Origin of the sequence: Tenacibaculum aiptasiae (assembly GCF_965221665.1) — a bacterium.
GTDB classification, from domain to species: Bacteria; Bacteroidota; Bacteroidia; order Flavobacteriales; family Flavobacteriaceae; genus Polaribacter; species Polaribacter aiptasiae.
The window spans coordinates 488,994-510,505 of record NZ_CBDCSN010000002.1; the positions used below are offsets into that span (position 1 = coordinate 488,994).

Annotated in this window: 21 protein-coding genes; 7 read left to right on the forward strand and 14 right to left on the reverse strand. The window is 29.6% G+C overall.

The window, feature by feature from the left end; translation table 11 throughout:
* Positions 1-4: 4 nt before the first annotated feature.
* A complete protein-coding gene (locus ACOQN8_RS02545; protein ID WP_420551479.1) occupies positions 5-1,351 on the forward strand; it encodes a hypothetical protein in 1,347 nt (448 codons plus the stop codon).
* Positions 1,352-1,368: 17 nt separating this feature from the next.
* Positions 1,369-1,848, forward strand: a complete 480-nt coding sequence (locus tag ACOQN8_RS02550; RefSeq protein WP_272151889.1) for a hypothetical protein — start codon at positions 1,369-1,371, stop codon at positions 1,846-1,848.
* A gap of 68 nt (positions 1,849-1,916) precedes the next feature.
* Here ACOQN8_RS02550 and ACOQN8_RS02555 read toward each other — a convergent pair whose 3' ends face one another.
* Positions 1,917-2,894 (reverse strand): endonuclease/exonuclease/phosphatase family protein, encoded by a 978-nt coding sequence (locus tag ACOQN8_RS02555; protein ID WP_420551480.1) that lies wholly within the window; start codon positions 2,892-2,894, stop codon positions 1,917-1,919.
* Between the two features lie 103 nt (positions 2,895-2,997).
* Here ACOQN8_RS02555 and ACOQN8_RS02560 point away from each other — a divergent pair, with 103 nt between their 5' ends.
* Positions 2,998-3,465, forward strand: a complete 468-nt coding sequence (locus tag ACOQN8_RS02560; RefSeq protein WP_420551481.1) for a hypothetical protein — start codon at positions 2,998-3,000, stop codon at positions 3,463-3,465.
* A gap of 63 nt (positions 3,466-3,528) precedes the next feature.
* Here ACOQN8_RS02560 and ACOQN8_RS02565 read toward each other — a convergent pair whose 3' ends face one another.
* From ACOQN8_RS02565 to ACOQN8_RS02580, 4 genes are read right to left on the reverse strand one after another with little or no spacing between them, the layout of a single operon-like run.
* Entirely contained in the window at positions 3,529-4,044 is a 516-nt protein-coding gene (locus tag ACOQN8_RS02565) for a gamma carbonic anhydrase family protein (protein ID WP_420551482.1), read from the reverse strand.
* A 2-nt stretch (positions 4,045-4,046) separates the two neighbouring features.
* A complete protein-coding gene (locus ACOQN8_RS02570) occupies positions 4,047-4,409 on the reverse strand; it encodes a hypothetical protein (RefSeq protein ID WP_420551483.1) in 363 nt (120 codons plus the stop codon).
* Between the two features lie 2 nt (positions 4,410-4,411).
* Positions 4,412-5,143 carry a LytR/AlgR family response regulator transcription factor gene (locus ACOQN8_RS02575; RefSeq protein ID WP_420551484.1) on the reverse strand — a complete coding sequence of 244 codons (732 nt, stop codon included), beginning with the start codon at positions 5,141-5,143 and terminating at the stop codon, positions 4,412-4,414.
* Positions 5,144-5,145: 2 nt separating this feature from the next.
* Entirely contained in the window at positions 5,146-7,371 is a 2,226-nt protein-coding gene (locus ACOQN8_RS02580) for a tetratricopeptide repeat-containing sensor histidine kinase (protein WP_420551485.1), read from the reverse strand.
* A 227-nt stretch (positions 7,372-7,598) separates the two neighbouring features.
* Here ACOQN8_RS02580 and ACOQN8_RS02585 point away from each other — a divergent pair, with 227 nt between their 5' ends.
* Positions 7,599-8,720: a vWA domain-containing protein gene (locus ACOQN8_RS02585; RefSeq protein ID WP_420551486.1), complete on the forward strand. Its 1,122-nt coding sequence runs from the start codon at positions 7,599-7,601 to the stop codon at positions 8,718-8,720.
* Positions 8,721-8,772: 52 nt separating this feature from the next.
* Here the strand turns inward: ACOQN8_RS02585 and ACOQN8_RS02590 are convergent, their stop codons facing one another.
* Positions 8,773-9,564, reverse strand: coding sequence for a glucosaminidase domain-containing protein (locus ACOQN8_RS02590; protein ID WP_420551487.1), 792 nt, complete (start codon positions 9,562-9,564; stop codon positions 8,773-8,775).
* Positions 9,564-10,520, reverse strand: coding sequence for a 1-aminocyclopropane-1-carboxylate deaminase/D-cysteine desulfhydrase (locus ACOQN8_RS02595; RefSeq protein WP_420551488.1), 957 nt, complete (start codon positions 10,518-10,520; stop codon positions 9,564-9,566). The genes ACOQN8_RS02590 and ACOQN8_RS02595 overlap by 1 nt, the downstream gene beginning before the upstream one ends.
* 151 nt (positions 10,521-10,671) lie before the next feature.
* Here ACOQN8_RS02595 and ACOQN8_RS02600 point away from each other — a divergent pair, with 151 nt between their 5' ends.
* Together ACOQN8_RS02600 and ACOQN8_RS02605 are read left to right on the forward strand one after the other, a co-directional pair.
* Complete coding sequence (locus ACOQN8_RS02600) at positions 10,672-11,640, forward strand: hypothetical protein (protein ID WP_420551489.1); 969 nt, start codon at positions 10,672-10,674, stop codon at positions 11,638-11,640.
* Positions 11,641-11,669: 29 nt separating this feature from the next.
* Positions 11,670-12,095, forward strand: a complete 426-nt coding sequence (locus ACOQN8_RS02605) for a GNAT family N-acetyltransferase (RefSeq protein WP_420551490.1) — start codon at positions 11,670-11,672, stop codon at positions 12,093-12,095.
* Between the two features lie 44 nt (positions 12,096-12,139).
* Here ACOQN8_RS02605 and ACOQN8_RS02610 read toward each other — a convergent pair whose 3' ends face one another.
* Positions 12,140-14,056 (reverse strand): ABC-F family ATP-binding cassette domain-containing protein, encoded by a 1,917-nt coding sequence (locus tag ACOQN8_RS02610; protein ID WP_420551491.1) that lies wholly within the window; start codon positions 14,054-14,056, stop codon positions 12,140-12,142.
* Between the two features lie 116 nt (positions 14,057-14,172).
* Between ACOQN8_RS02610 and ACOQN8_RS02615 the strand changes: the two genes are divergently transcribed.
* Entirely contained in the window at positions 14,173-14,568 is a 396-nt protein-coding gene (locus ACOQN8_RS02615) for a DUF983 domain-containing protein (protein ID WP_150900119.1), read from the forward strand.
* Between the two features lie 4 nt (positions 14,569-14,572).
* On the opposite strand, the gene ACOQN8_RS02620 is transcribed toward ACOQN8_RS02615, so the two are convergent.
* The 6 genes from ACOQN8_RS02620 to ACOQN8_RS02645 all read right to left on the reverse strand — a co-directional run bounded on the left by ACOQN8_RS02620 (position 14,573) and on the right by ACOQN8_RS02645 (position 21,482).
* Positions 14,573-15,622 carry an NAD(P)/FAD-dependent oxidoreductase gene (locus ACOQN8_RS02620; protein ID WP_420551492.1) on the reverse strand — a complete coding sequence of 350 codons (1,050 nt, stop codon included), beginning with the start codon at positions 15,620-15,622 and terminating at the stop codon, positions 14,573-14,575.
* Between the two features lie 76 nt (positions 15,623-15,698).
* Positions 15,699-16,556, reverse strand: a complete 858-nt coding sequence (gene porN, locus ACOQN8_RS02625) for a type IX secretion system ring subunit PorN/GldN (RefSeq protein ID WP_235273373.1) — start codon at positions 16,554-16,556, stop codon at positions 15,699-15,701.
* An 18-nt stretch (positions 16,557-16,574) separates the two neighbouring features.
* Positions 16,575-18,107 carry a type IX secretion system motor protein PorM/GldM gene (porM, locus tag ACOQN8_RS02630; protein ID WP_420551493.1) on the reverse strand — a complete coding sequence of 511 codons (1,533 nt, stop codon included), beginning with the start codon at positions 18,105-18,107 and terminating at the stop codon, positions 16,575-16,577.
* A 42-nt stretch (positions 18,108-18,149) separates the two neighbouring features.
* Complete coding sequence (gene porL / locus ACOQN8_RS02635) at positions 18,150-18,788, reverse strand: type IX secretion system motor protein PorL/GldL (protein WP_420551494.1); 639 nt, start codon at positions 18,786-18,788, stop codon at positions 18,150-18,152.
* 51 nt (positions 18,789-18,839) lie between these two features.
* Positions 18,840-20,222: a T9SS ring complex lipoprotein PorK/GldK gene (porK, locus tag ACOQN8_RS02640; protein ID WP_150900115.1), complete on the reverse strand. Its 1,383-nt coding sequence runs from the start codon at positions 20,220-20,222 to the stop codon at positions 18,840-18,842.
* 99 nt (positions 20,223-20,321) lie between these two features.
* Positions 20,322-21,482 carry a formimidoylglutamase gene (locus tag ACOQN8_RS02645; protein ID WP_420551495.1) on the reverse strand — a complete coding sequence of 387 codons (1,161 nt, stop codon included), beginning with the start codon at positions 21,480-21,482 and terminating at the stop codon, positions 20,322-20,324.
* Positions 21,483-21,512: the final 30 nt, after the last annotated feature.

The window sequence follows — 21,512 nt, forward strand, 5'->3', positions numbered from 1 at the left end:
AAAAATGAAAAAAATAAAGTCTATAATTTATATAATACTATTTGTATTTACTCAGCAATTAGTTGCACAAAGTTTTCAAACAGGCAGTTACTTTACGTCTGGAGATGCTATTAACACTATCGATGTTCTTTTGAGAGATGACAACGTTATAAAAGCTACTTTTAATACAAGTAGAGGAAATTACAACTACATTTTTAAACCTTTAGATAAAAATAAAGGCAGTTATGAATCAACAAAAGGTAACTTTGTTTTAACTGATAAAAAAGGAGTGCTAGTTCTTTTAGAACTTGATAAAAATAATTTAATAAAACACACTGTTGCACTAGCTACTTCTAAAAAAGCTTTACGTGAAGGAAAGAAAAAACTAGGTATTAAAAATAGTGTATTTGCTAAACTAAATAATAATAAAGCTAAATCAACCAAAGAGTATTTTTTAAAACATCCTACTTCTGATTTCCATAAACAAAATGTAGGAAAAATAGTATTCTTTTCTAAGAAGCCTGAAATTGGTAAAGAAGACAAAACCTTAATTAAAAACTCTTTTAAAGTTGGAGACGAAATATGGGCAGTAGCTTATTTACCTAGTGCTTTCAACTCTAACAGATACTTTAAACGTTTAACCAATTCTTTTTATGACGCCTATGGTAAAACTCATTATTGGATTACTGTTGGTGTTGATAAAAATGATAAAGACAGATTGCCAAAGGAAAACGAAATTGTAAATCAATGTACTGTAAAGTCTTTATACAAAAAAGATATTGAAAAAAATTATGTTGTATTTCAATTAGTTCCAGCTACTATCGAAACTTCTGTTATGGATAAAAAAGGAAGTGTGTTTTTATTAAAACGTATGGGAAATCGCTTACAAAGCAAGAAACATAAAATTAGAGTAGCCTTAACTGATGGTAAAATGGAACAAAATGAAGAAAAAATTGCTGGTTATTTTAATTATGATGCTACCGCTGGTACAGAAACCTTATTGGAAATGTCTAAAAAAATAGCATCTAAAGCTTTAGATGAAAAGAAAATACCTACCGCTGTTCGTAAAGACCGAAATATTGAAAGAGACATGCTAATGCAAGTAAAATTATGGGGATCAAAAAACAATTGGTCAGATGTTGATTTTAAACGAGCAATAATCACCTTAGATTGGACAGTTCTAAAAGATAGATACGGAAATATAGAAGGAAAGTATATTGAGGGTGACGTACTTTATAAGAGTAACGAAGGCTGTGGTTACAGAAACTTTGGTTTTATCAAAAAGTATCTAGGAGGTGGTCGTTATGATTCATTTCTTAAACAGCATACTGTTGGAGCTACTGCACCATTGAGTTGTAAAAAAGTAAAATAATCTTAATTAATTTAATTATGAAAAATAAGTTTTTAATACTACTAGCCTTCTTTTCTATCATTTTTATTTCTTGTAAAAAAGAAAAATTAGTTACTGTAAAAGTTATAGGTACAAATTTAGAAATAACTCTTTACGAATCTGAAGCCAAACTTTATGATACCTATAATAAAATTAGAGACGATAACAGATCTATACATTTTGGAAAAAACAAGAGTACTGTTATATGGGATGAAATAGATGAAAAATACTTTCCTAATAATGTAGAATTCTTAGTAACAGCACTAAGCGAACATGATAACATTAAAAAACACTCTTTAAAAAATGGTGCTTTTGGAGTTTCTTATGAGACAAAACCAAATAAAAAAGGAAAAACAGATAAACGTTACATTTTTTATTACAAGAAAGACAACAAGCATTATAAGTTTTTTACTCATTTAGCTAATTATAAAATGGAACATTTTGATAATGTTAAAAACTCAATGGAGAGTCTACAATAAATCAACGTTTGATATAAATGCATATTTACACAATAAAAAACTCGAAGTTTTCACTTCGAGTTTTATTTTTATTTTAATCTAAACTTCATCTCAACAGGTAAATGATCTGATGCTTCTCCAAAAGCATTTAACACTTTACCTTCTATATAATCAATGCTGTTTTCTGTATAAAAAATATAATCTATTCGTTCATACAAATCTCTAGTATCAAATGTATTTTCAGGATTTTGATTGTTAAACGCTGCATTCCCTATACCTTCTTCTTTAAACATTTTCTGGATAATTGCCTCTTGATCTCTAGCTCTCGAATTAAAATCTCCTAATAAAATTGTTGGATAGTTATTTTTATACCTCTTAAAGACATTTAAAACATATTCAAACTGACGAACTCTTGTTGGTTTATCAAATGCTTCTAAATGAATATTTATAACTACAACTTCTTTTCCTTCTAGTACAACTTTAACCACTTGTACTAGTCTATCTAAATATAAAGCATCTCTATAAAATGGACTATCTGGAACTCGTTCTAAAACTATACGCTCATAATCTTTCAGCTTGTATTTACTTAATATTGATTGTCCTGATACTACTTTTCCAAAATGCATGCTTGGAGGCCAATATGGATATGGTAAATAACGTTCATCCCAATTTACTCCTCTAGCAATATAATTATAACCTAGTTTAGAAAACTCATCTTCTTGATTAACTTCATAAGACCTTGATGCATTATAATCTATTTCCTGAAAAGCTATAATATCTGGCTGTACTTTACTTAACTCTTCTTTTACTTTCTTTAAATTAGTATCAAATAATTCTTTAGGTTTTGCTATTGGTAAATTATTCGTCATTCCACTCAGATAACCAACATTATAAGTAACTATACTATATACAGAGTCTTTATCTTTACTTTGAGGATATTTATTTTCAATTAATTTTGAATACTCTTCTGCTTCCATAGTTGGAGATGAAGCCCAAAAGAAAAAAACTAAAAACATTGCTGCTGCCAAAACAAGCAGCCTTACTAAAACTCTGATTATATTTTTCATAAAATTTTAAAGAAATGTTAAAAACGTATTTCAAATTTAAACTTTTTTAAAGTAGCATAGTCATAGATGTGTAAATATTTAAAAAACTTAAAATTTTATAAAGATGAAGAAATTAATCGCACTATTTGTTTTAGCTGTTGGATTTACTTTAACAACTCAAGCACAAAAAGGAAAAAAAGGTGATTTTGAAAAATTAACTGTAGAACAACAAACTGAATTAGCTGTTAAAAAAATGACTTTAAAGCTAGACTTAACTCCTGCTCAACAACGTAAAATTAAACCTTTACTTGCTGAAAAAATAGCTAAACGTAAAGCTATGCACGAAAAAAGAAAAGCAATGAAGGAAAGCGGAAAAGAAAGAAAAAAATTAACAGCTGATGAGCGATTTGCGAAAAAAAGTGCAATGTTAGATGCTCAAATTGCTTTTAAAGCTGACATGAAACGTATTCTAAATGAGAAGCAATACGAAAGATTTGAAAAAATGGCTACTAAAATGAAGCATAAAGCTAAGAAAAAAATGAAGCGTAGAAAACATAAAAAAAGACATCATAAAAATGATGATGAAAAATAAAATTGATTAGTAGTAGTAGTTTTTGATTGAAGGCCCAGTTTTGGAAACAAAACCGGGCTTTTTTTATTCTTTAAACCAACCTGAATACTTTACATAATTATTGGCTATCCTATCTATTTCTCCCGAGATTAATTCTTTAGAAATATCTTTTACTTTTTTGGCTGGAATACCTGCATAAATACTACCACTTTCTATTCTAGTATTTTTGGTTACCACTGCACCTGCTGCTATAATTGAGTTTGACTCAACAACACAGTCGTCCATAATAATACTTCCCATTCCCACTAAAACATTGTCGTGTATTGTACATCCATGTACTATTGCATTATGACCTATAGATACATTATTTCCTATTGTTGTTGGAGATTTTTGATATGTTGCATGAATTACTGCTCCATCTTGAACATTTACTTTATCTCCCATTTTAATGTAATGAACATCTCCTCTTATTACCGCATTAAACCAAACACTACACTCTTTTCCCATCACTACATCCCCAACAATTGTTGCATTTTCTGCTACATAACAATCTTCTGGTATTTGAGGTGACTTTCCATTTACTGGTTTTATAATTTTCATTTTTACTCTATTTCTTTTGGATTAAATGTTACTGTATCTTTTTCTATAGTAACCACTACATATTCTTCGAGAGGTATTCCATTTGAATAATAACCATAATTCTTATTTACAAACTCGTTATTCATTTTATAACTCAAATTATAACTTCCATCTATTGGAGGAATATCAGACATATCAACTACATACATAGACTTTTGATATGGCTTTAAGGTTATGTTTTTTAATGGTTTTTCTGAATTCGGAACAATATTTAATGAATCTATAACAAATTCTGTGTTATTAACTATTTCGAATTCAACTTTGCTTCCACAAAAGTGACAAGAAGCAAAAACAACTACTAAAATTAATAATGCAATCTTTTTCATTTCTATTTAAAATATGATAACAGGTTCGCTTTTTTTGATGATGAAACCATAATTTCTTGTCCATTAGATAAAATTACACTTCCTCCTTTTCCTTTTTTATATTTAACAATCATATTTACATTTACTAAGTACGATTTATGTACTCTCGCAAATGAGCTTTCTTTTAATAATTCTTCAAAATATTTTAATGTCTTACTAACTAATTTTTTAGAGTTTAAAAAGTGAATTTCAGTATAATTATCATCTGCCTTACAGAACTGAATATCATTAATATCAATAACTTCAAAGCCATCTTGTTGCGGTATTGTTATTTTTTTTGAAGCTTGATTATTCTTTGGTAACAGTACTGTATTTTCTAACTCTTTTTCTCTTTCTTTTATTTCAGTTACTAGACTTACTGCCTTTATTAATTCATCAATTGAAATTGGTTTTAATAAATAATATGTTGCTTGATTATTTAATGCTTCAATTGCATAATGATCATAAGCTGTTACAAAAATAGTTTCAAATGTTTGATTGTTTATTCTATCTAACAAATCAAATCCATTTCCATAAGGCATTTCTACATCTAAAAACACTAAATCTAGATTATTATTTTCAATTAATTTTTGCCCTTCATCTATATTACTTGCTTCTCCTATCAATTGAACATTAAGACAATACTTTGAGAGGTAATTTCTTAATATATCTCTTCCAATTGCTTCATCTTCTATTATAATTGCTTTCAGTTTCATTGCTAATTTCTTTTTAAAATCATTTCTACTTTTGTTCCACTTCCATCTTCCAATAAATCGGAAACAGAAACAGCTATTCTATCTTTATACATATCATTCAAAATAGCTATTCTATTCTGAATAGTACTTAAACCTTTCGACTTTTGTTTTAATTGATGTTTAGTTTTCATCTCCTTTGATTTTTTACGTCCAACACCATCATCTTGAATTCTTATCAAAATACTTTCTTCATCATACTGAACCATAGAAATTGTTAAATTTCCTTTTTCTTTTTTATATCGAAGTCCATGCCAAATGGCATTTTCTATATAAGGCTGCAATAACATTGGCGGAATAGTATAGGTATCTAATTTTATTTTTTTATCAATAGCAAGTACATATTCAAACTTATCCTTAAATCGATTATGTTCTAGTTTTACATATAATTCTAATAGTTCTATTTCTTTTGTTAATGGTATAAAATCTTCATCTGAATTCTCTAGCACTGAACGCATTAAAACTGAAAATTCTGACAAATACCTATTTGCACTACGTTCATCATTTACTGCTATAAAATTATTCACAGAATTTAATGCATTAAATATAAAATGAGGATTCATTTGCGAACGCATCGATTTTAGTGCTAATAAATTATTTGCTAGTTTTTGTTCTTTATTAGTACGATGCATGAAATAGGCTAATAAACACATTAATAAAATCCCTGCTAATAATGAATAAATGATTAACTCTTGACGTTTATTACTTTCTTGGGTTAATTGTTGATCTTTATAAGCTAAATCTATTTTATTTTCTGCTAATTCTTTATCCTTTTCTAAGCTTGATATTCTATTTTGACTCTCAGCTATTCTCCTACCAAAACGTTTGATTTGTTGTATCTCTTGCTCTTTTCTGGAATATAGTGTATCTACCAACTTAACATAACTTTGATAAGCTTCTAATGCTCCTTTGTTATCTCCTACAGATTCAAATGCTTCTGAAAGTTTTCGTGTTGCATCTTTTTGAATAATAATATCTTCATTTTTACCTGCCTCTTCTATACTCTTTTTTAAATAAGGTATTGCCTCATCATATTCTTCTTTTAAAACATAAGCGTTTCCAATCTTATAATTTATTTTTTGAGACGTAATTGAATCGACTTGTGATTCTTTATCTTTTTCATCAACTATTATGTTTTTAGCATTTTTTAAACTCTCTTTTCTTAAATCTATTTCATCATCATAACGCTGAGCTTGATTGTAATAATCGGCAACTTTTTGTTGCACTTTCAAGGAATTAAATGTGCGACCAGCATTATCATAAGCAAAATCTAAAGAATTTTTAAATAATGAGTCTGCTTTATTTTCTTGTCCTAACTTAACATAGACTTCTGCTAGTCTAGCATTCAAATCTATTATCTTAGATTTTATTTGATTTTCTTGAGCAATTTTCAAAGCACTTTTATAACTATCTATGGCTTTATTAAACTCTTGTAAATTTTTATATACATCTCCTAACCCTTCATAAGCTAATAAACGATCATATTTACCTAGTTTTCCTTTCAAAACTTTTTTATAATTCCTCTTTGCATCTCCATTTTTTAAGGCTAGTAATTCTGTTTTAGCTAGCAATAACAATACTTTATTGTCATAAACTTCATTTATAGATGCTTTATAATTTTCTATTGCTAAATCGTACTGCTTCCAATATGTATATATTTCTCCTAATTCTTTATAAGAAACTGATTTTCTTCTTTTAGTTTCACTTTCATTCAGCATTTTCTCAACAAAAGTTAAACTTTTATCTAAATTTTTTTCCTTATAAAACTTTACAGAATCAAAATACTGTCCATACAAATCCAATCCTTTTTTCCTTCTCGATTTTTCTATATTTTTAAAAGAAATTTTATTTAAACTATATTTTGATTTTTTCTTTCCCTCAAAATCTTTTACTAAAACCTTTATATCTTCATTATCTTTTATAGTGTAATAAACAGTCATAAAATCTGGATGAGTAACCACTAGTTCATCTTTTGATTTTGCTTTAACAATATATCTATTCTGTGAATTTGAAAATAAAAACTTCCTACCATTTACTGATACATCTGCATTTTTAATTACTTTTCCAGAGCTATCCTCTACAATCTTCACTTTTACTGAAAACTCTTTAGCTACATTCTCTTTATTTTGTGAAAAAGCTACACAAACATTCAGTAATAACAGGGTAAATAATATGTATATTTTTTTATTCATCTCTTTCTTAATTGGTGTAAACATACATACAAAAACTGAGTTCAAAAAATTGACTATTACTCCAAAACACCTATAATACTTATCAAAAAACCTACTTTACTCATTTCTTAACTCTAATTACTCAACAATATAACTTGTTTACTCATTTTCGTTTTTTTTCCAAATAAGTTGCTTTTAGTTTTGAAGTAATTAGCTAACAAACTATTTATAACTTAAAACAAAAAAATATGAAAACTCATGTATCAAAAGTATTATTCGTTTTTGCTTTTCTATTTTCTATAGTTAGTTATGCTACTATTAGTCCTGAAAGTAAAAAACAAACTACCAAAGTTGCATTATTATTAGACACAAGTAATAGTATGGATGGACTCATTAATCAAGCAAAAACTCAATTGTGGGAAATTGTAAATGAACTATCTTATGCTAAATGCAATGGAATAACTCCTAAATTAGAAATTGCCTTATATGAATATGGAAACGATCAATTATCTTCAAAAGAAGGATATATTCGTCAGGTATTACAATTCACCAGTAACTTAGATGATATTTCGGAACATTTGTTCTCTTTAACTACAAATGGAGGTAGTGAATTTTGTGGACAAGTTATTCAAATCTCTCTGAATGAACTAGATTGGGGAAAAAGAAAGAATGATTTAAAAATGATTTTTATTGCTGGTAACGAACCTTTTACACAAGGTAAATTAAACTATAAAGATGCGATTACCAATGCTAAAGAAAAAGGTATCACTATTAATACTATTTTTTGTGGAGATTATAACCTAGGTATTTCTGGAATGTGGCAAGATGGTGCTTTTTATGGTGGTGGAGATTACATGACTATTAATCACAATAAGAACATTGTTCATATAGTTACTCCTTATGATCAAGAGATTATCATTTTAAACAAGAAACTAAACAAAACTTATATTCATTATGGAAACAAAGGATATTCTAAATATAGTAATCAAACAAAACAAGATGCTAACGCTCTAACTTTAGATGAAGTTGTCGTTGTAAAAAGAGCTGTTACTAAAAGTTCTAAACTGTATAAAAATGCTGAATGGGATTTAGTAGATGCTTCTGAAGAAAAAGAAATTGATTATAGTAAAATAAAGAAAAAGCAACTTCCTAAACATTTACAAAACAAATCATCAAAAGAGATAAAAAAATATGTAGAAACTAAACGTAAAGAACGATTAAAAATTCAAGAAAAAATTAAAGAATTGGATAAAAAAAGAAAACTATACGTTGCTAAAAAACAACGCGAATCATCTAAGAATAACGAGTTGGAAAGTGTTATGATTAAAGCTATAAAAAAGCAAGCGAAAAAGAAAAACTATTCTTGGTAGGTTTAGTTTGATTAGTAGTTAGTTTTCAAAGCGGAGTGGTACTCCGCTTTTTTTATTTTACTACTAATTTTTCTCCTATACTAATACTGTTGCTTGTAAGCCCATTGGCTTCTTTTATTTTACTTACAGTTGTTTGGTATTTCTTAGCAATAGAATACAAAGTATCTCCTTTTTGTACTTCATGATATCCTGCTTTAACCTTTTGAGATTTTCTATAATTTTTAGGTTTAATTCTATCGTATTTTGCTAAATCATACTTTTTAATAATACCTATCAATTTTTGCGGATAACGTTTATCTGTTGCATAACCTGCTCTTCGTAAACCATAAGCCCATCCTTTGTAATTTGTATGTCCTAATTTAAATAAGCTAGCATATCTTTTACGGGTAAGTAAAAATTGTGAATGATCTTCATAAGATGTTTCTGGATATTTATACTTTCTGAAACATTCTCCTTTTTCATCATCATCGTGTGTTACACTTTTCCCTTTCCATCCTCTATGACATTTGATTCCAAAATGATTATTTGACCTCCTTGCTAAATCACTTCTACCACTCCCCGATTCTAATACTCCTTGTGCTAATGTTATACTAGCTGGAATATTATGCTCATGCATTTTTTTTACTGCAATTGGTGCAAACTTCTGAATATAAGCTACTGTATGGTTTGTATTAGTTTTCAAAGGTTTCTGTACTTGTTCCAATTGTGGTAATTCTGGCACAACTTCTACAACCTCTTCCAACACAACTTCTTTTTGCTTTGATTTGACTACATTTTTATTAGAACCACAACTTACTAAAAACGTTGTGCAAATTGCTATATAAAAAACTAACTTTATTCTCATTAAATGTTTATTATCTCTTGATTTTTATTCTTTAATTTTTGGTTTACACCTGAAATTCCTTGTAAACCTCCAGTATGAATTACTAATATTTTACTATTTCTTGGAAATTCATCTTTCTTAATCTTCTCTAGCAATCCAAACATCATTTTTCCTGTATAAATTGGATCTAATGGAATATTTGTAGCTTTTTTAAACTCATTTATAAAACGAATTAGCTCTTCATTATATTTTCCGTATCCACCAAAATGATATCCATTTTCCAAATTCCAATTATCACTCCTTTTCACAAATTTCTGAATATCTTCCTGTAAAAAATTTCCTTTTAACGCTGGAAAACCAATTATCTTTTGGTGCTCTTTAGCTGATTCTATTAAACCAGAAACAGTCCCTCCAGTGCCAATTGCAGAGCAAATATAATCGAATTTTTCATCTTCTTTTGTTAAGATCTCTTTACAACCTTTTATAGCCAATTCATTAGTTCCTCCTTCAGGTATCAGATAAAAATCTCCTAACTCTTTTTGAAGCTCTTTTATAAAATTTTCTCCTGTTTTTTGTCTATAAACTGATCTCGAAACAAATTTAAACTTCATTCCATTTTTAAAAGCTTCTCTTAAAGTTTCATTCTGAGCTAATGTTTTATCTAAATCTATTCCTAATTCATCACCTCTTATTACTCCTATGGTTTTAAATCCCGATAACTTCCCAGCTACTGCTGTTGCAGCTATATGGTTAGAATAAGCACCTCCAAAAGTTAACAAAGTACTTTTTTGTTGTTCTTTAGCTTGAGCTATATTGTATTTAAGTTTTCTGAATTTATTCCCAGAAACAAATGGATGAATTTGATCTTCTCGTTTTATATAAAGCGTCACTTGTTTTTCTTCTAAAATAGGTAGAAGAACTTGTTGATTTTGACTTAAAAAATCTTGTTTAAAAAAAGAGTTACTAATACTATTCAATATTACTGTATTTGACGTGCTAAAATACTAGATTTATTACTGAAAACTGGACTTTTATAAACTTGATTATTTAATAATTCATATTCCATTACCAAGAATTCTTGTAACATTAATTTAAAACAATCGTTAAATTAGAATAAATATTTTTTAAATGCGATTTGTATTCTTCCTATTTTTAACAATATCATATTTTGTTACTTCTGCTCAAAATTCAAAAGTAAAATCTTTTAAAAGCGATAGTCTAATCATCGTTAAAAAGAAACCTAAAAGAGGGTTTCATCATGATTATATTTTATTTATCCCCAAAAAAACTCCTCTTAACAAATCAACATTCTTACTTGTTGAACCAAATAATACAGGGAAAACATCAGATAATATAGAAATTCATAAAAAACATGCTATTGATCTAGCTTCAGTGAGCTCAGTTGGAAATAACATTTCTACAATGCTTAAAATTCCTTTACTTGTCCCTATTTTTCCAAGACCTAATTCTAAACCTCTAATGTATACTCATGCTTTAGATAAAGATGTAATGCTTGAAGAATCTCCTGAATTGAAACGATTAGACTTACAATTATTAGCCATGATAAATGATGCTAAAAACGCTTTATCTTCCTTAAACATTAAAGTAGCTCCTAAAATTTTCATGAATGGTTTTTCGGCTTCAGCAACATTTACGAATCGCTTTTCTTTTATCCATCCTCAAACGATTAAAGCTTTAGCTATTGGTGGATTTAATGGAGAACTAATGTTGCCTTTAAGGAAAATTAATAAGATTAACTTAGATTATCCAATTGGAATCATGAATTTTGAAAAACTCTTTCATCAAAAATTAGATCTTAAGCAATACAAACAAATTCCACAATTTATCTATATGGGTAAATTAGATAAAAATGATGCTGTTCAATTTGACGATGCTTATGACGAAAAGGAGCGTGAAATAATAAATCAAAATATTGGAGAATCAGTTTATAAAAGATATTTAGAATGCCAAAGAATATATCAAAACAATAATATCTTTCCTATTTTTAAAACTTATGAAAATGTAGGACATTGGACTACATCTGACATAAATTTTGAGGTTATAAAATTCTTTTTTCAGCAAATGCAAAAGAACTAATACATATTCTAACTTTAGAGGGTTTAAAAATGACATATCAAACTATTCAAATAAAGCAAATCAACACTAAAGATGTTTTACCTATTCGTCATAAAGTTATGTGGCCTAATATGCCTATGAACTACGTTTCTTTAAAAAATGATAAAGATGCTAGACATTTTGGTTTATTTATAAATGGAGAATTAACATCTGTTATTTCTTTGTTTGTTAAAAATAAAGAAGCTCAATTTAGAAAGTTTGCAACACTTACCAAATTTCAAGGCTTTGGGTATGGATCTATATTATTGAAACATATAATTTCCTTAGTAAAAGAAGAAAAACTAAAAAAACTTTGGTGTAATGCCCGAGTGGAAAAATCTAAATTTTATACAAAATTTAATTTAAAATTTACTGACAAACGATTTGTCAAAGGAGGAATTGATTACGTTGTTATGGAAACCTGTTTTCAACAATAATTAAGTCATTAAAAAAGCTCTTATAAAATTATAAGAGCTTTTTTTTAGTATTTAGATATTTGTTCTTCTATTGTTTCCCATTCTTCCATTAAAGTATCTACTTCTGCTTTCTTTGCTTTATAGTTTTCAAAGAAATTAGGCTGAGAAGATACCTCTTCATAGTTTTGAGCTAACTCTAAGTCTATTTTTTCTATTTCTGCTTCGATATCAGCTATTCTATTTTCAATTTTATTTATCTTATTCTTCAGCTTTTTTATTTCTTTCTCTTGTTCTCTAGATAATTTATAGCTTTCTTTTTTTGAAGTATCTTTACCTTCTTTTACAACTGTTTTCTTTTCTGCATCACGCAAACTTTCCATTTTGTGCTGCTCTAAGAAATAATCAATATCTCCTAAATATTCTTTTATTACCTTGTCTTTAAAACCATAAACTGTTGTAGTTAAACCTTGTAGAAAATCACGATCATGAGACACTATAATTAATGTTCCATCAAAGCTTTGAAGTGCTTTCTTTAGTACATTTTTTGAAGCTATGTCTAGGTGATTCGTAGGCTCATCCATTATTAACACATTGAAAGGTGATAATAATAATTTACATAATGCCAAACGATTTCGTTCTCCTCCCGATAATACTTTTGCTTTTTTATCAACTGCTTCTCCTCCGAATAAGAATGACCCTAACATATCTCTAACTCGCATTCTGTTAGAATCTGTCGCAGCATCCTCCATAATTTCCAATACTGTTTTTTCTGGTGGTAATTCTTCTGATTGATTTTGAGCAAAATATCCTATTTCTACGTTATGCCCTAACTTTAAATTTCCTTCAAATGGAATTTCTCCCACCATCATTTTAGCTAATGTAGATTTCCCTTGTCCATTTTGACCAACAAAAGCTATTTTACTATTACGTTCGATTAGTAAATCTACATTTTGAAGCACTTGTTTTTCTCCATAATTTTTAGCTAAGTTTTCTGCTTCTACAATTATTTTACCTGGTTCTTTTGAAATTGCAAAACGAACGTTCATTGTTGCGTTATCATCTTGATCTACTTCAATACGCTCAACTCTATCAAGCTTCTTTATTAATGATTGAGCCATTGCAGCCTTATTCGCCTTTGCTCTAAATTTCTCTATTAGCTTTTCTGTATGCTCTATTTCTTTTTGTTGATTCTTTTGCGCTTGTAACTGCTTTTCTTTTATTTCTGCACGTAACTTTAAAAATTCTGAATAAGGCTTTTTGTAATCGTAAATTTGACCTAAAGATATTTCTATAGTTCTATTGGTTACATTATCTAAAAACATCTTATCATGCGAAACTAAGACTACTGCTCCTGCATAATTTTTTAAGAAGTTTTCTAACCAAATAATCGATTCAATATCTAAGTGATTAGTAGGCTCATCTAGTAATAATATATCATTACTTTGTAATAATAGTTTTGCTAATTCAATACGCATACGCCACCCTCCTGAGAAAGTATCTGTAAGCTTATCAAAATCTTCTCTTTGAAAACCTAAACCTTGTAAAATCTTTTCTGTTTCTCCCTGATAATTATAACCTCCCAACAACTCATAACGCTCTGTTTTTTCATTCAAGCTTATAATTAAATCATTATAAGCTTCACTTTCATAATCGGTTCTTTCAGCTAGCTGTTGGTTAATTTCATCAAGTTCAAATTCTATTTCTTTAATTTCTGTAAATGCCTGATACGCTTCTTCTAATATTGTTCTACCATGAACAAAATCTATATCCTGACGTAAAAAACCTATTCGTACTTCTTTATCAAAAGCCATAGTACCTCCACTGCTTTCAATATCTTTAGAAAGCACTTTTAATAAAGTAGATTTTCCTGCTCCATTTTTCCCAATCAATCCTATTCTATCTCCTTTATTTAATTTAAAAGTGATTCCTGAGAATAAATCTGTTCCCATGAACGAAACCGATAAATTATGTACGTTTAACATAGTCTTTTTACGAATTACTTTGTTTTTGTAACTACTGTTACAAAATACTGTGTTATTTTTGTTGAAATTTGTGCAAACTTACAAAACGAAATAATTAATTAGGCCAATAATAAGATATGTTTGGAAAAGGAAGTAAACTATACAGTATTTTTAAAAGTAAATGCCCTCGTTGTCATGAAGGTGAGTTTTTTAAATACCGTATATCTTTCAATCCGAAGAAAATAACAACTTTGCATGAGAACTGTCCTAAATGTAACTTAAAATACATGATGGAGCCTTCTTTTTTCTTTGGTGCAATGTATGTTAACTATGCTATTGCTGTTGCTTTGTTTGTTGGTATTTTTATTATTGCTAAAGTTTTCCTTGGACTCTCAATCTTAAAGAGTTTTATCTCAATTGTAGTTGTTTCTCTATTATTAACTCCTATCAATTTACGTTTATCTCGTATAATCTGGATTAACCTCTTTGTATCCTACAATAAAAAGGCTAAGGAATTACAATCTGAAAAATAACAATTTATTTTTCAAACCTCTTTATATCTATTTCTTTATCTAGTTTTTCACCTTTTTCTAAGTATTTAAATAAACTTGTAGCTATACTTGGACCTATCATAACACCTCGAGTTCCTAAACCATTTAAAACTGCTAATTGTTTATATTTAGAGTGTGTTCCTACTAAAGGTCTTCTATCTTTTACTGTTGGTCTAATTCCTGTCAACTGATCGGTTACTGTGTATGGAACTGAAATTACTTTTTGTAGTTTATCTTCCAACTCTTTTCTTCCTTCCTTTGTAGGTAATGAAGTTTTATCTGTCCAATTAAAGGTAGCCCCAACCTTGTAATAATCATTGCCTAATGGCATTACAAACACACTTGATTTTAATAAGAAATTGATTTTTAATTCTGGTGCATGAATTGTTATCGTTTCTCCTTTTGCTTCTTTTAGTGGAAGTTCATTAAAATATGGGTTATTCTTTACTCCAAAACCTTCACAAAAAACAACTCTATTAGCAATAATATTATTATAATTTACTTTTTCTCCTTTTAAAATTAACTCTGAATGTTTAAAACTTTCATTTATTAACAAGTTCTTTTCATTCAAATACGCTTTATACAATTTTACAAGTGTTGTAGTATCAACTCTTCCTGTACCTTTTAATTCGCCAAATCCAAAATCACCTACAACTCCATCTATTTTTCCTTTTAATACCTTAGGAAGCATGTATTGAGCTAACATTGGTTTATCTGAAGCTATAAACCAGTTGTTTTCATCCCCTATGCTATTGAACACTTTTTTTGTTGGAAATTCATAATCCAATTGAGTTGATAGTTTTTCTTCTATATTTTTATAAAATGGTTTTGCTAGTTCTATTTGTTTATGTCCATTCCAAACAGGTGTAAAACGTTTTAGTATTACTGGATTGTATACTCCACCAGCCACTATAGAGGAATTTTGTGAATTATCTTCAAAAACAACAAAACTCTTATTATTTCTTTCTAAAATTTCAGCAAATGATATCCCTGCTAAACCTAAACCTACTATAATATAATCAACCTCAATATTCATAGTTCAAAAATACTATTATTAAAACAAAAAAAGCGTTTGCAATGCAAACGCTTTTTATTTTATTCAATGAGAATTATTAGTAATTCCACATATCCATTTCTCTGTTACGAATTCCTTCTTTAATTCTATCAGCTTCTAATAATTGGAATAAAGAATTACCTCTTACATAATCTTTAATAGACCTGTCTCCGTAAATATTCTCTTCCTTTCTAACTGTAGAAGTAAATCTTCTCGCATTTAACAAGTTATCGTAAGACAACGGTTGTGCTGAGTTTTCTGGATTAAATACTTTTGATGCATGTAAAGTTTCTCTTGCATCTGGGAAAAACACCCAGAATAATGCATACTCACCTTCATCTTCAATATCTGTACCTAAAATCTGTACATCTGGTCCCATTGGTGCTAAAGCTAACATACGATACTTAAGCTCTCCACCTCTTTTGTCAAAATACCAAATACCTTTAATTAAGTATCCTTTGATATCTGCAGACTGTACAGAATATGGGTCAATGTTTCCGTAACCATCATCACGCTCGTTGTAAGTCATAGATTTAATTTCTTCCATTCCAATCTTAGTTGTAAAATAAGAATCACTATAAACCTCTTTGATCTCACCATTCTTGATACCTTTTAACAATGTATCAAATAATGAACGTCTTGTTAAACCTGCATTTGTAGTATCAATTGGATAGTAATAAGGTAAATTGATCTTTTGATTTAAATCAACATATTCCCACACCACTTTAGACCATAACACATCTCTATCGCTAATGTAACCATAAGGAAGTGGCTTATCGTCCTCTGAAACTATTTGTGCTTCAGATTTAACTCCAATTTCATCTACCTTTGTAGCATTTAAGAGGTTAGCTTGGGCACTTACATAACTTGTTGTAGCAAGTGCAAATAAAACCATATAAAAACGCTTCCAATTCATACTTTAAATTTTTACTTATTAATTCGTAATTTCTATACTAACAGGTAATACTTTCTTGATTTTATAGTTAGAACCAGATACAGATGCTTTAATATCATAAATAGTAATTACATCGTTTCTTCTTGCTCTACCTAGTGCCTGTTTTGCTCTAGCTGTTAATCTTGTTCCGTTTACTGGTACAGTTACCTGACCTGGTACTTTAATTTTAAAACTAGATACATTTAATTTTAAATCGAATAAGAAATCTGGTAAACCTGCACCTACATTAATTCTAGATACACTAGCTTTAGGCATTCTTACAGTACCATATTGACCTCTTACCATACCTACTGCTGGTGGTATGTCTTTAATTCTATATTTCTTTGGTGTATTAATATTTCCACCTCCTGGTAATTCTGCTGAAACTCTAATAGTTACTTCACTTCCATTACCTGGTCTCATCATATACTTATCTCCATTAACTCTTCTTAAACCTGGTGCAGATGCCTTAACTTTATTACCTGCTACTCCTGGTACCGAGATTGTTAAAGGATTTGCTAATCCACGGTAAACCACATTCATTTTATCTGCAGATACTACAGCTTCATTTGGTTTAGGAATTACTGAATAACCTCCAACAATTGGAATAGTTACTAAAGAATCGTTCTCCATGAATTGGAACTCTCCTTTTAACTCTTTATCTCCAACAGATCCTGCTGGTCCATCTAAGATAACCTGTCCAGCTTTAATTTTATCTGCAGCAATCTCCTTACCGTTAACAATTACTTTTTCTGCAGTTAAATTATCATCTTTTTTACCTAATACAATTTTACCAGATAATTTTTCACCAGGATAATATGCATTCTTTTCAAAAAGAACCATTGCTTCATAATTCTTTAAAGAAACTGCACTTTCTAATTCACCTTGTAATAAAGTTGATAATGCATCAGATTCAGTTGCTTTAACATCAGCTTGAATCTGAGTAAACTTAGTTAAAGATGCTACTAAAGGAAATCCTTCATAGTTATATTTTAACCAGTCAATTTTCTTTTTATCTTTATTAGTTACTTTGTCTGTATTAAAACGAGCTTTAATAACTTCTGCTACTTCTGTTCCTTCTAATAAACCTGCAGCTTGATTTCTAAATTCTTCAATTTTAGCAACAAATTCTTTTCCTTGCTTAGTTACTTTACCTCCTTTGAAGAAAAGTACATCTAAGAATTTAGATTTGTCCATTGATTCATATGCTTTAGGGTCTTTAACTCCTGCCATCATTTGAGTTTTTAAATCTCCAATGTATCCATATAAATCGTCAGCTAAAACTTTTAATTTATCTGTTTTCTCTTTAGCTTCTCCATACTGTTTAGCTTGCTCTTGAGCTTTTTTAGCTAAAGTAGTGTATGCACTTGCGTTCTTTACAGTTGCTTTATCATTTGCTTCTACAAGCTTCTCATTCATCAAACCGAAAGCAGATAATACCTCTTTACTCATATTCATTGCTAACATCGCAATAAATACCAGATACATTAGGTTAATCATCTTCTGCCTTGGTGATAGTTTTCCTCCTGCCATACTATAATTAGTTTGTTAGTTAATATTAATTAGATAAACTAATTATTTATTCGACATTGCAGTTAACATACCTCCATATACTCCATTTAAAGAAGATAAGTTAGTAGCTAACGATTCCATTTGTTCTTGTAAACGTTGAGAATTTTCAACTAATGCAGAGTTTAAATCAGCTTGCTTACCTGCATTTTCTACTTGAGTAGAATATAATCCGTTTAAAGACTCTAATTTAGCAGCAGCCATTGCCATTTGCTCGTTATATTGATTAGTTGATGCAATAGTGTTTGAAGTTGAAGTTAATCCTTCTGCAGCACCTTGAAAGTTTTTGATGCTCTCTCCTAAGCTTGATACTAAGTTTGCGTCTAAACGAGCATCTCTTAAGATATCATCTAATTTTTGAGATAACATGCTTTGAGCTTCAGCTGGAGTAGCTTCTCCATTTTTTCCTCCTAAAGACTCTCCGTCTGCTAATTCTGGATATACTTTTGTCCAGTCTAATTCATCTTCAACAGGTTCAAATGCTGAAATACCGAATACTAATGCTTCTACGATCATACCTACCATTAATACTTCGTTTCCGAAAGGCCAGTGTAAGATTTTAAATAATGCTCCAATAATTACAACTGCGGCTCCTAAACCGTAAGCCATATTGAACATTTTCTTAGTTGATTTTGATTGTGCCATAATTCTTTTGATTTTTAAGGGAATTAATATTTATTCTTGTTTGTAATTTGTTTACTGATTTTTGTTAGTACCTAAGTAATCTTGTACTGTTCTAAATCCGATGTAACTTCTTGCTGTATCTGCATATTCCCAATCACGAGAACTTACTTCTAAGAAATACGCTACATCTTTCCATGATCCTCCACGGATGATTTTTCTTCTGTTTTCTTTGATTTCTACATTTGGATTCATTGTTGACCCCATGTAGTATGACATTTGATTGTATGCTGTATTTGTCCACTCAGCAACATTACCTGCCATATTGTATAATCCATACTCATTAGGATTATATGAAACTGCTTCTACTGTATATAAAGCTCCGTCAGCTGCATAATCTCCACGTACTGGTTTAAAGTTTGCTAAGAAGCAACCTCTATCACTTGTTGTACTAGGACCTCCCCATGGATATTTTGCATAGTTTAAACCTCCACGAGCAGCATACTCCCACTCTGCCTCTGTTGGTAATCTGAAGTTAGGTACTAAACCTAATTTCTTTCTAGATCTTTGGTATCTATTTTTTGTTTTTGTTCTCCAGTGACAAAAAGCTTTTGCTTGGTTCCAAGTTACTCCAACTACTGGGTAGTTTTCGTAAGCTTTGTGTGCAAAATATTCTTGGTGCATTGGATCATTGTATGAGTAGTTAAAATCTTTAATCCAAACTGTTGTATCTGGATATACATTGATTACCTCACTCTTCATGAAATCTTTTCTATTCTTACCAGTTCTTGCAGCAGCATCGTTATCAAACCAGAAGTATCTGTAGTTTAATAATTTTGTATTAAAAGTTCTGATTCCGTTTAAAGCTTCATCTTTTTTAATATATAAAGAATCCATAACCTCTACATAATCAGCATCTGGATACTCCTGAGCTTCCCATACTAAGTCTTCCTGCCAGTTTAAAGGCTTTAGAGAATCTAATCCTTCTCCTAACTCATAGTAATTTTCTCTCATATACTTTTCGTAAGGAGTTTCATTTACTGTATCCTTAGAAGCGAAAGCATATAATTGTATACCTTGAGCATTTTTACCTGCATTTGCTGGATCTTCATCACCACCTGAAGCAAACTCTGCTTGGTAAGCTAATTTTGTTCTAGTAATTGAATCTCTCACCCAGTATACGAACTGTTTATATTCACTATTAGTAATTTCAGACTCATCCATATAGAATGGCTGAACGGTAACTGTCTTAGTTGGGGCATTCATAGCTCCTAAAGGATCTTCATCTTGTTTACCCATTGTAAACGAACCTCCAGGGATTTTAGCCATACCATATGGCTTTTCTGCGAACCATTTTCTTTTTGACTTTACTCCGACTAATTCTCCTCTATCTCCTCCACTTGAACCACAAGAGTAAGCGATAGATACTAATAATGCAAGTACTGCTATTTTCTTCATATTATTCCTTTCTTAAAAAAGAGGCGTAAACCTATTATTTTTTTTATTAAAAAACAATTACGTATTATATTTTTTTACCATTTAAAAGACAACTCTCTTTTAAACAAGCTTTTGCAAAGCTTTAAACCATCTATTAGGCATTTTTTGCTTAAGTGCCTGTTCATAATCTTGATAGTTACATGGTATTAACGCATGTCTTTTGTGTTTATTATTCGATATTAAATTTATTTCCATCCACCAACGACCTGTTTTGTCACTTTTGTAAAAATTTATTGGGTCGTCATCGTTCAAAAGAACTGTAAATTTTTGGTATTTTTCTTTTGTTACAAAAGGGTAATCTTTTGCTCTGTAATTTACTCCTTCTATAAAATACCAAATCATTTGAGCAATTAAATTCGCTGTTTGATAATTTGAATCCAATCTACTGTTATATTCATATATTCCAAAAGAAGTAACTTTATCGCTTATACCAGCATATCTGGTTATAGCACATATATCTTCACCATAAAATCCATTTGGTGAAGCATTACTATTTGCTGGAGCTTCGCTTTGACGTATACAGCCAATATCTATACTTACAATATCGGCATCTCTCATTATAGGTTCTACTAAAGTAACATTTTTTACTTCTCCTAATCTAAAAGCGTCAAAATATAACTTATCTAGTAAGTCAATTTCTTCTTGTGAATTAAAATAAGTTTGATATCCTATATTACTATAGTTAAACAAGTTATTAGGCTGCTCCATTATCACTTTACTTAAAAAGGATCTTGAAGACATTTCCTCATCTATAGAACCTAAATCAAAACGACTGTCTACTGATACTAAATTAACTGTTTGTTCTAAAGCATCGTAAGCTCTATAATTGGCATAAGTAATATCTTGACTTCCACCTATTATAATAGGTAGTATATTTTTTTTGATTAAAAACTCTACGGAAGAACTCACAGCAAAGTAGGTATCTTTAACTGTATTACCTTGTTCTATATTACCTAAATCAGCAATTTTTGTTTTCCATTTACCTGGAAATAATTCGTACAACTTTTTACGAATATGTTGTAAGTCGTTACCACAGCCCTCATTATTTTCAGCTCCTCTACCATCTTTTACACCAAGAATAGCTATGGTTACCCCTGATAAATTAGGGAAACCATCTTCGGCTGTGTGTAAACTAATATTTTGACCCAATGCAGATGTTGGCTGTGACAATACATGCTCAACTACAGCATCTTTTATTGGCTTAAAAAAATCGTAATTCATCTTTAAGGGGATCAGATTAACGAATTCGCA

Bases quoted from the DNA above. Each gene is read 5' to 3' on its own strand.
- ACOQN8_RS02585 (WP_420551486.1), top strand. From the start codon at position 7,599: ATGAAAACTCATGTATCAAAAGTATTATTCGTTTTTGCTTTTCTATTT.
- ACOQN8_RS02570 (WP_420551483.1), bottom strand. From the start codon at position 4,409: ATGAAAAAGATTGCATTATTAATTTTAGTAGTTGTTTTTGCTTCTTGT.
- porK (WP_150900115.1), bottom strand. From the start codon at position 20,222: ATGAAGAAAATAGCAGTACTTGCATTATTAGTATCTATCGCTTACTCT.
- ACOQN8_RS02555 (WP_420551480.1), bottom strand. From the start codon at position 2,894: ATGAAAAATATAATCAGAGTTTTAGTAAGGCTGCTTGTTTTGGCAGCA.
- ACOQN8_RS02565 (WP_420551482.1), bottom strand. From the start codon at position 4,044: ATGAAAATTATAAAACCAGTAAATGGAAAGTCACCTCAAATACCAGAA.
- ACOQN8_RS02580 (WP_420551485.1), bottom strand. From the start codon at position 7,371: ATGAATAAAAAAATATACATATTATTTACCCTGTTATTACTGAATGTT.
- ACOQN8_RS02605 (WP_420551490.1), top strand. From the start codon at position 11,670: ATGACATATCAAACTATTCAAATAAAGCAAATCAACACTAAAGATGTT.
- ACOQN8_RS02620 (WP_420551492.1), bottom strand. From the start codon at position 15,622: ATGAATATTGAGGTTGATTATATTATAGTAGGTTTAGGTTTAGCAGGG.
- ACOQN8_RS02560 (WP_420551481.1), top strand. From the start codon at position 2,998: ATGAAGAAATTAATCGCACTATTTGTTTTAGCTGTTGGATTTACTTTA.
- ACOQN8_RS02645 (WP_420551495.1), bottom strand. From the start codon at position 21,482: ATGAATTACGATTTTTTTAAGCCAATAAAAGATGCTGTAGTTGAGCAT.
- ACOQN8_RS02545 (WP_420551479.1), top strand. From the start codon at position 5: ATGAAAAAAATAAAGTCTATAATTTATATAATACTATTTGTATTTACT.
- ACOQN8_RS02615 (WP_150900119.1), top strand. From the start codon at position 14,173: ATGTTTGGAAAAGGAAGTAAACTATACAGTATTTTTAAAAGTAAATGC.
- ACOQN8_RS02575 (WP_420551484.1), bottom strand. From the start codon at position 5,143: ATGAAACTGAAAGCAATTATAATAGAAGATGAAGCAATTGGAAGAGAT.
- ACOQN8_RS02600 (WP_420551489.1), top strand. From the start codon at position 10,672: ATGCGATTTGTATTCTTCCTATTTTTAACAATATCATATTTTGTTACT.
- porL (WP_420551494.1), bottom strand. From the start codon at position 18,788: ATGGCACAATCAAAATCAACTAAGAAAATGTTCAATATGGCTTACGGT.
- ACOQN8_RS02610 (WP_420551491.1), bottom strand. From the start codon at position 14,056: ATGTTAAACGTACATAATTTATCGGTTTCGTTCATGGGAACAGATTTA.
- ACOQN8_RS02590 (WP_420551487.1), bottom strand. From the start codon at position 9,564: ATGAGAATAAAGTTAGTTTTTTATATAGCAATTTGCACAACGTTTTTA.
- ACOQN8_RS02550 (WP_272151889.1), top strand. From the start codon at position 1,369: ATGAAAAATAAGTTTTTAATACTACTAGCCTTCTTTTCTATCATTTTT.
- porM (WP_420551493.1), bottom strand. From the start codon at position 18,107: ATGGCAGGAGGAAAACTATCACCAAGGCAGAAGATGATTAACCTAATG.
- porN (WP_235273373.1), bottom strand. From the start codon at position 16,556: ATGAATTGGAAGCGTTTTTATATGGTTTTATTTGCACTTGCTACAACA.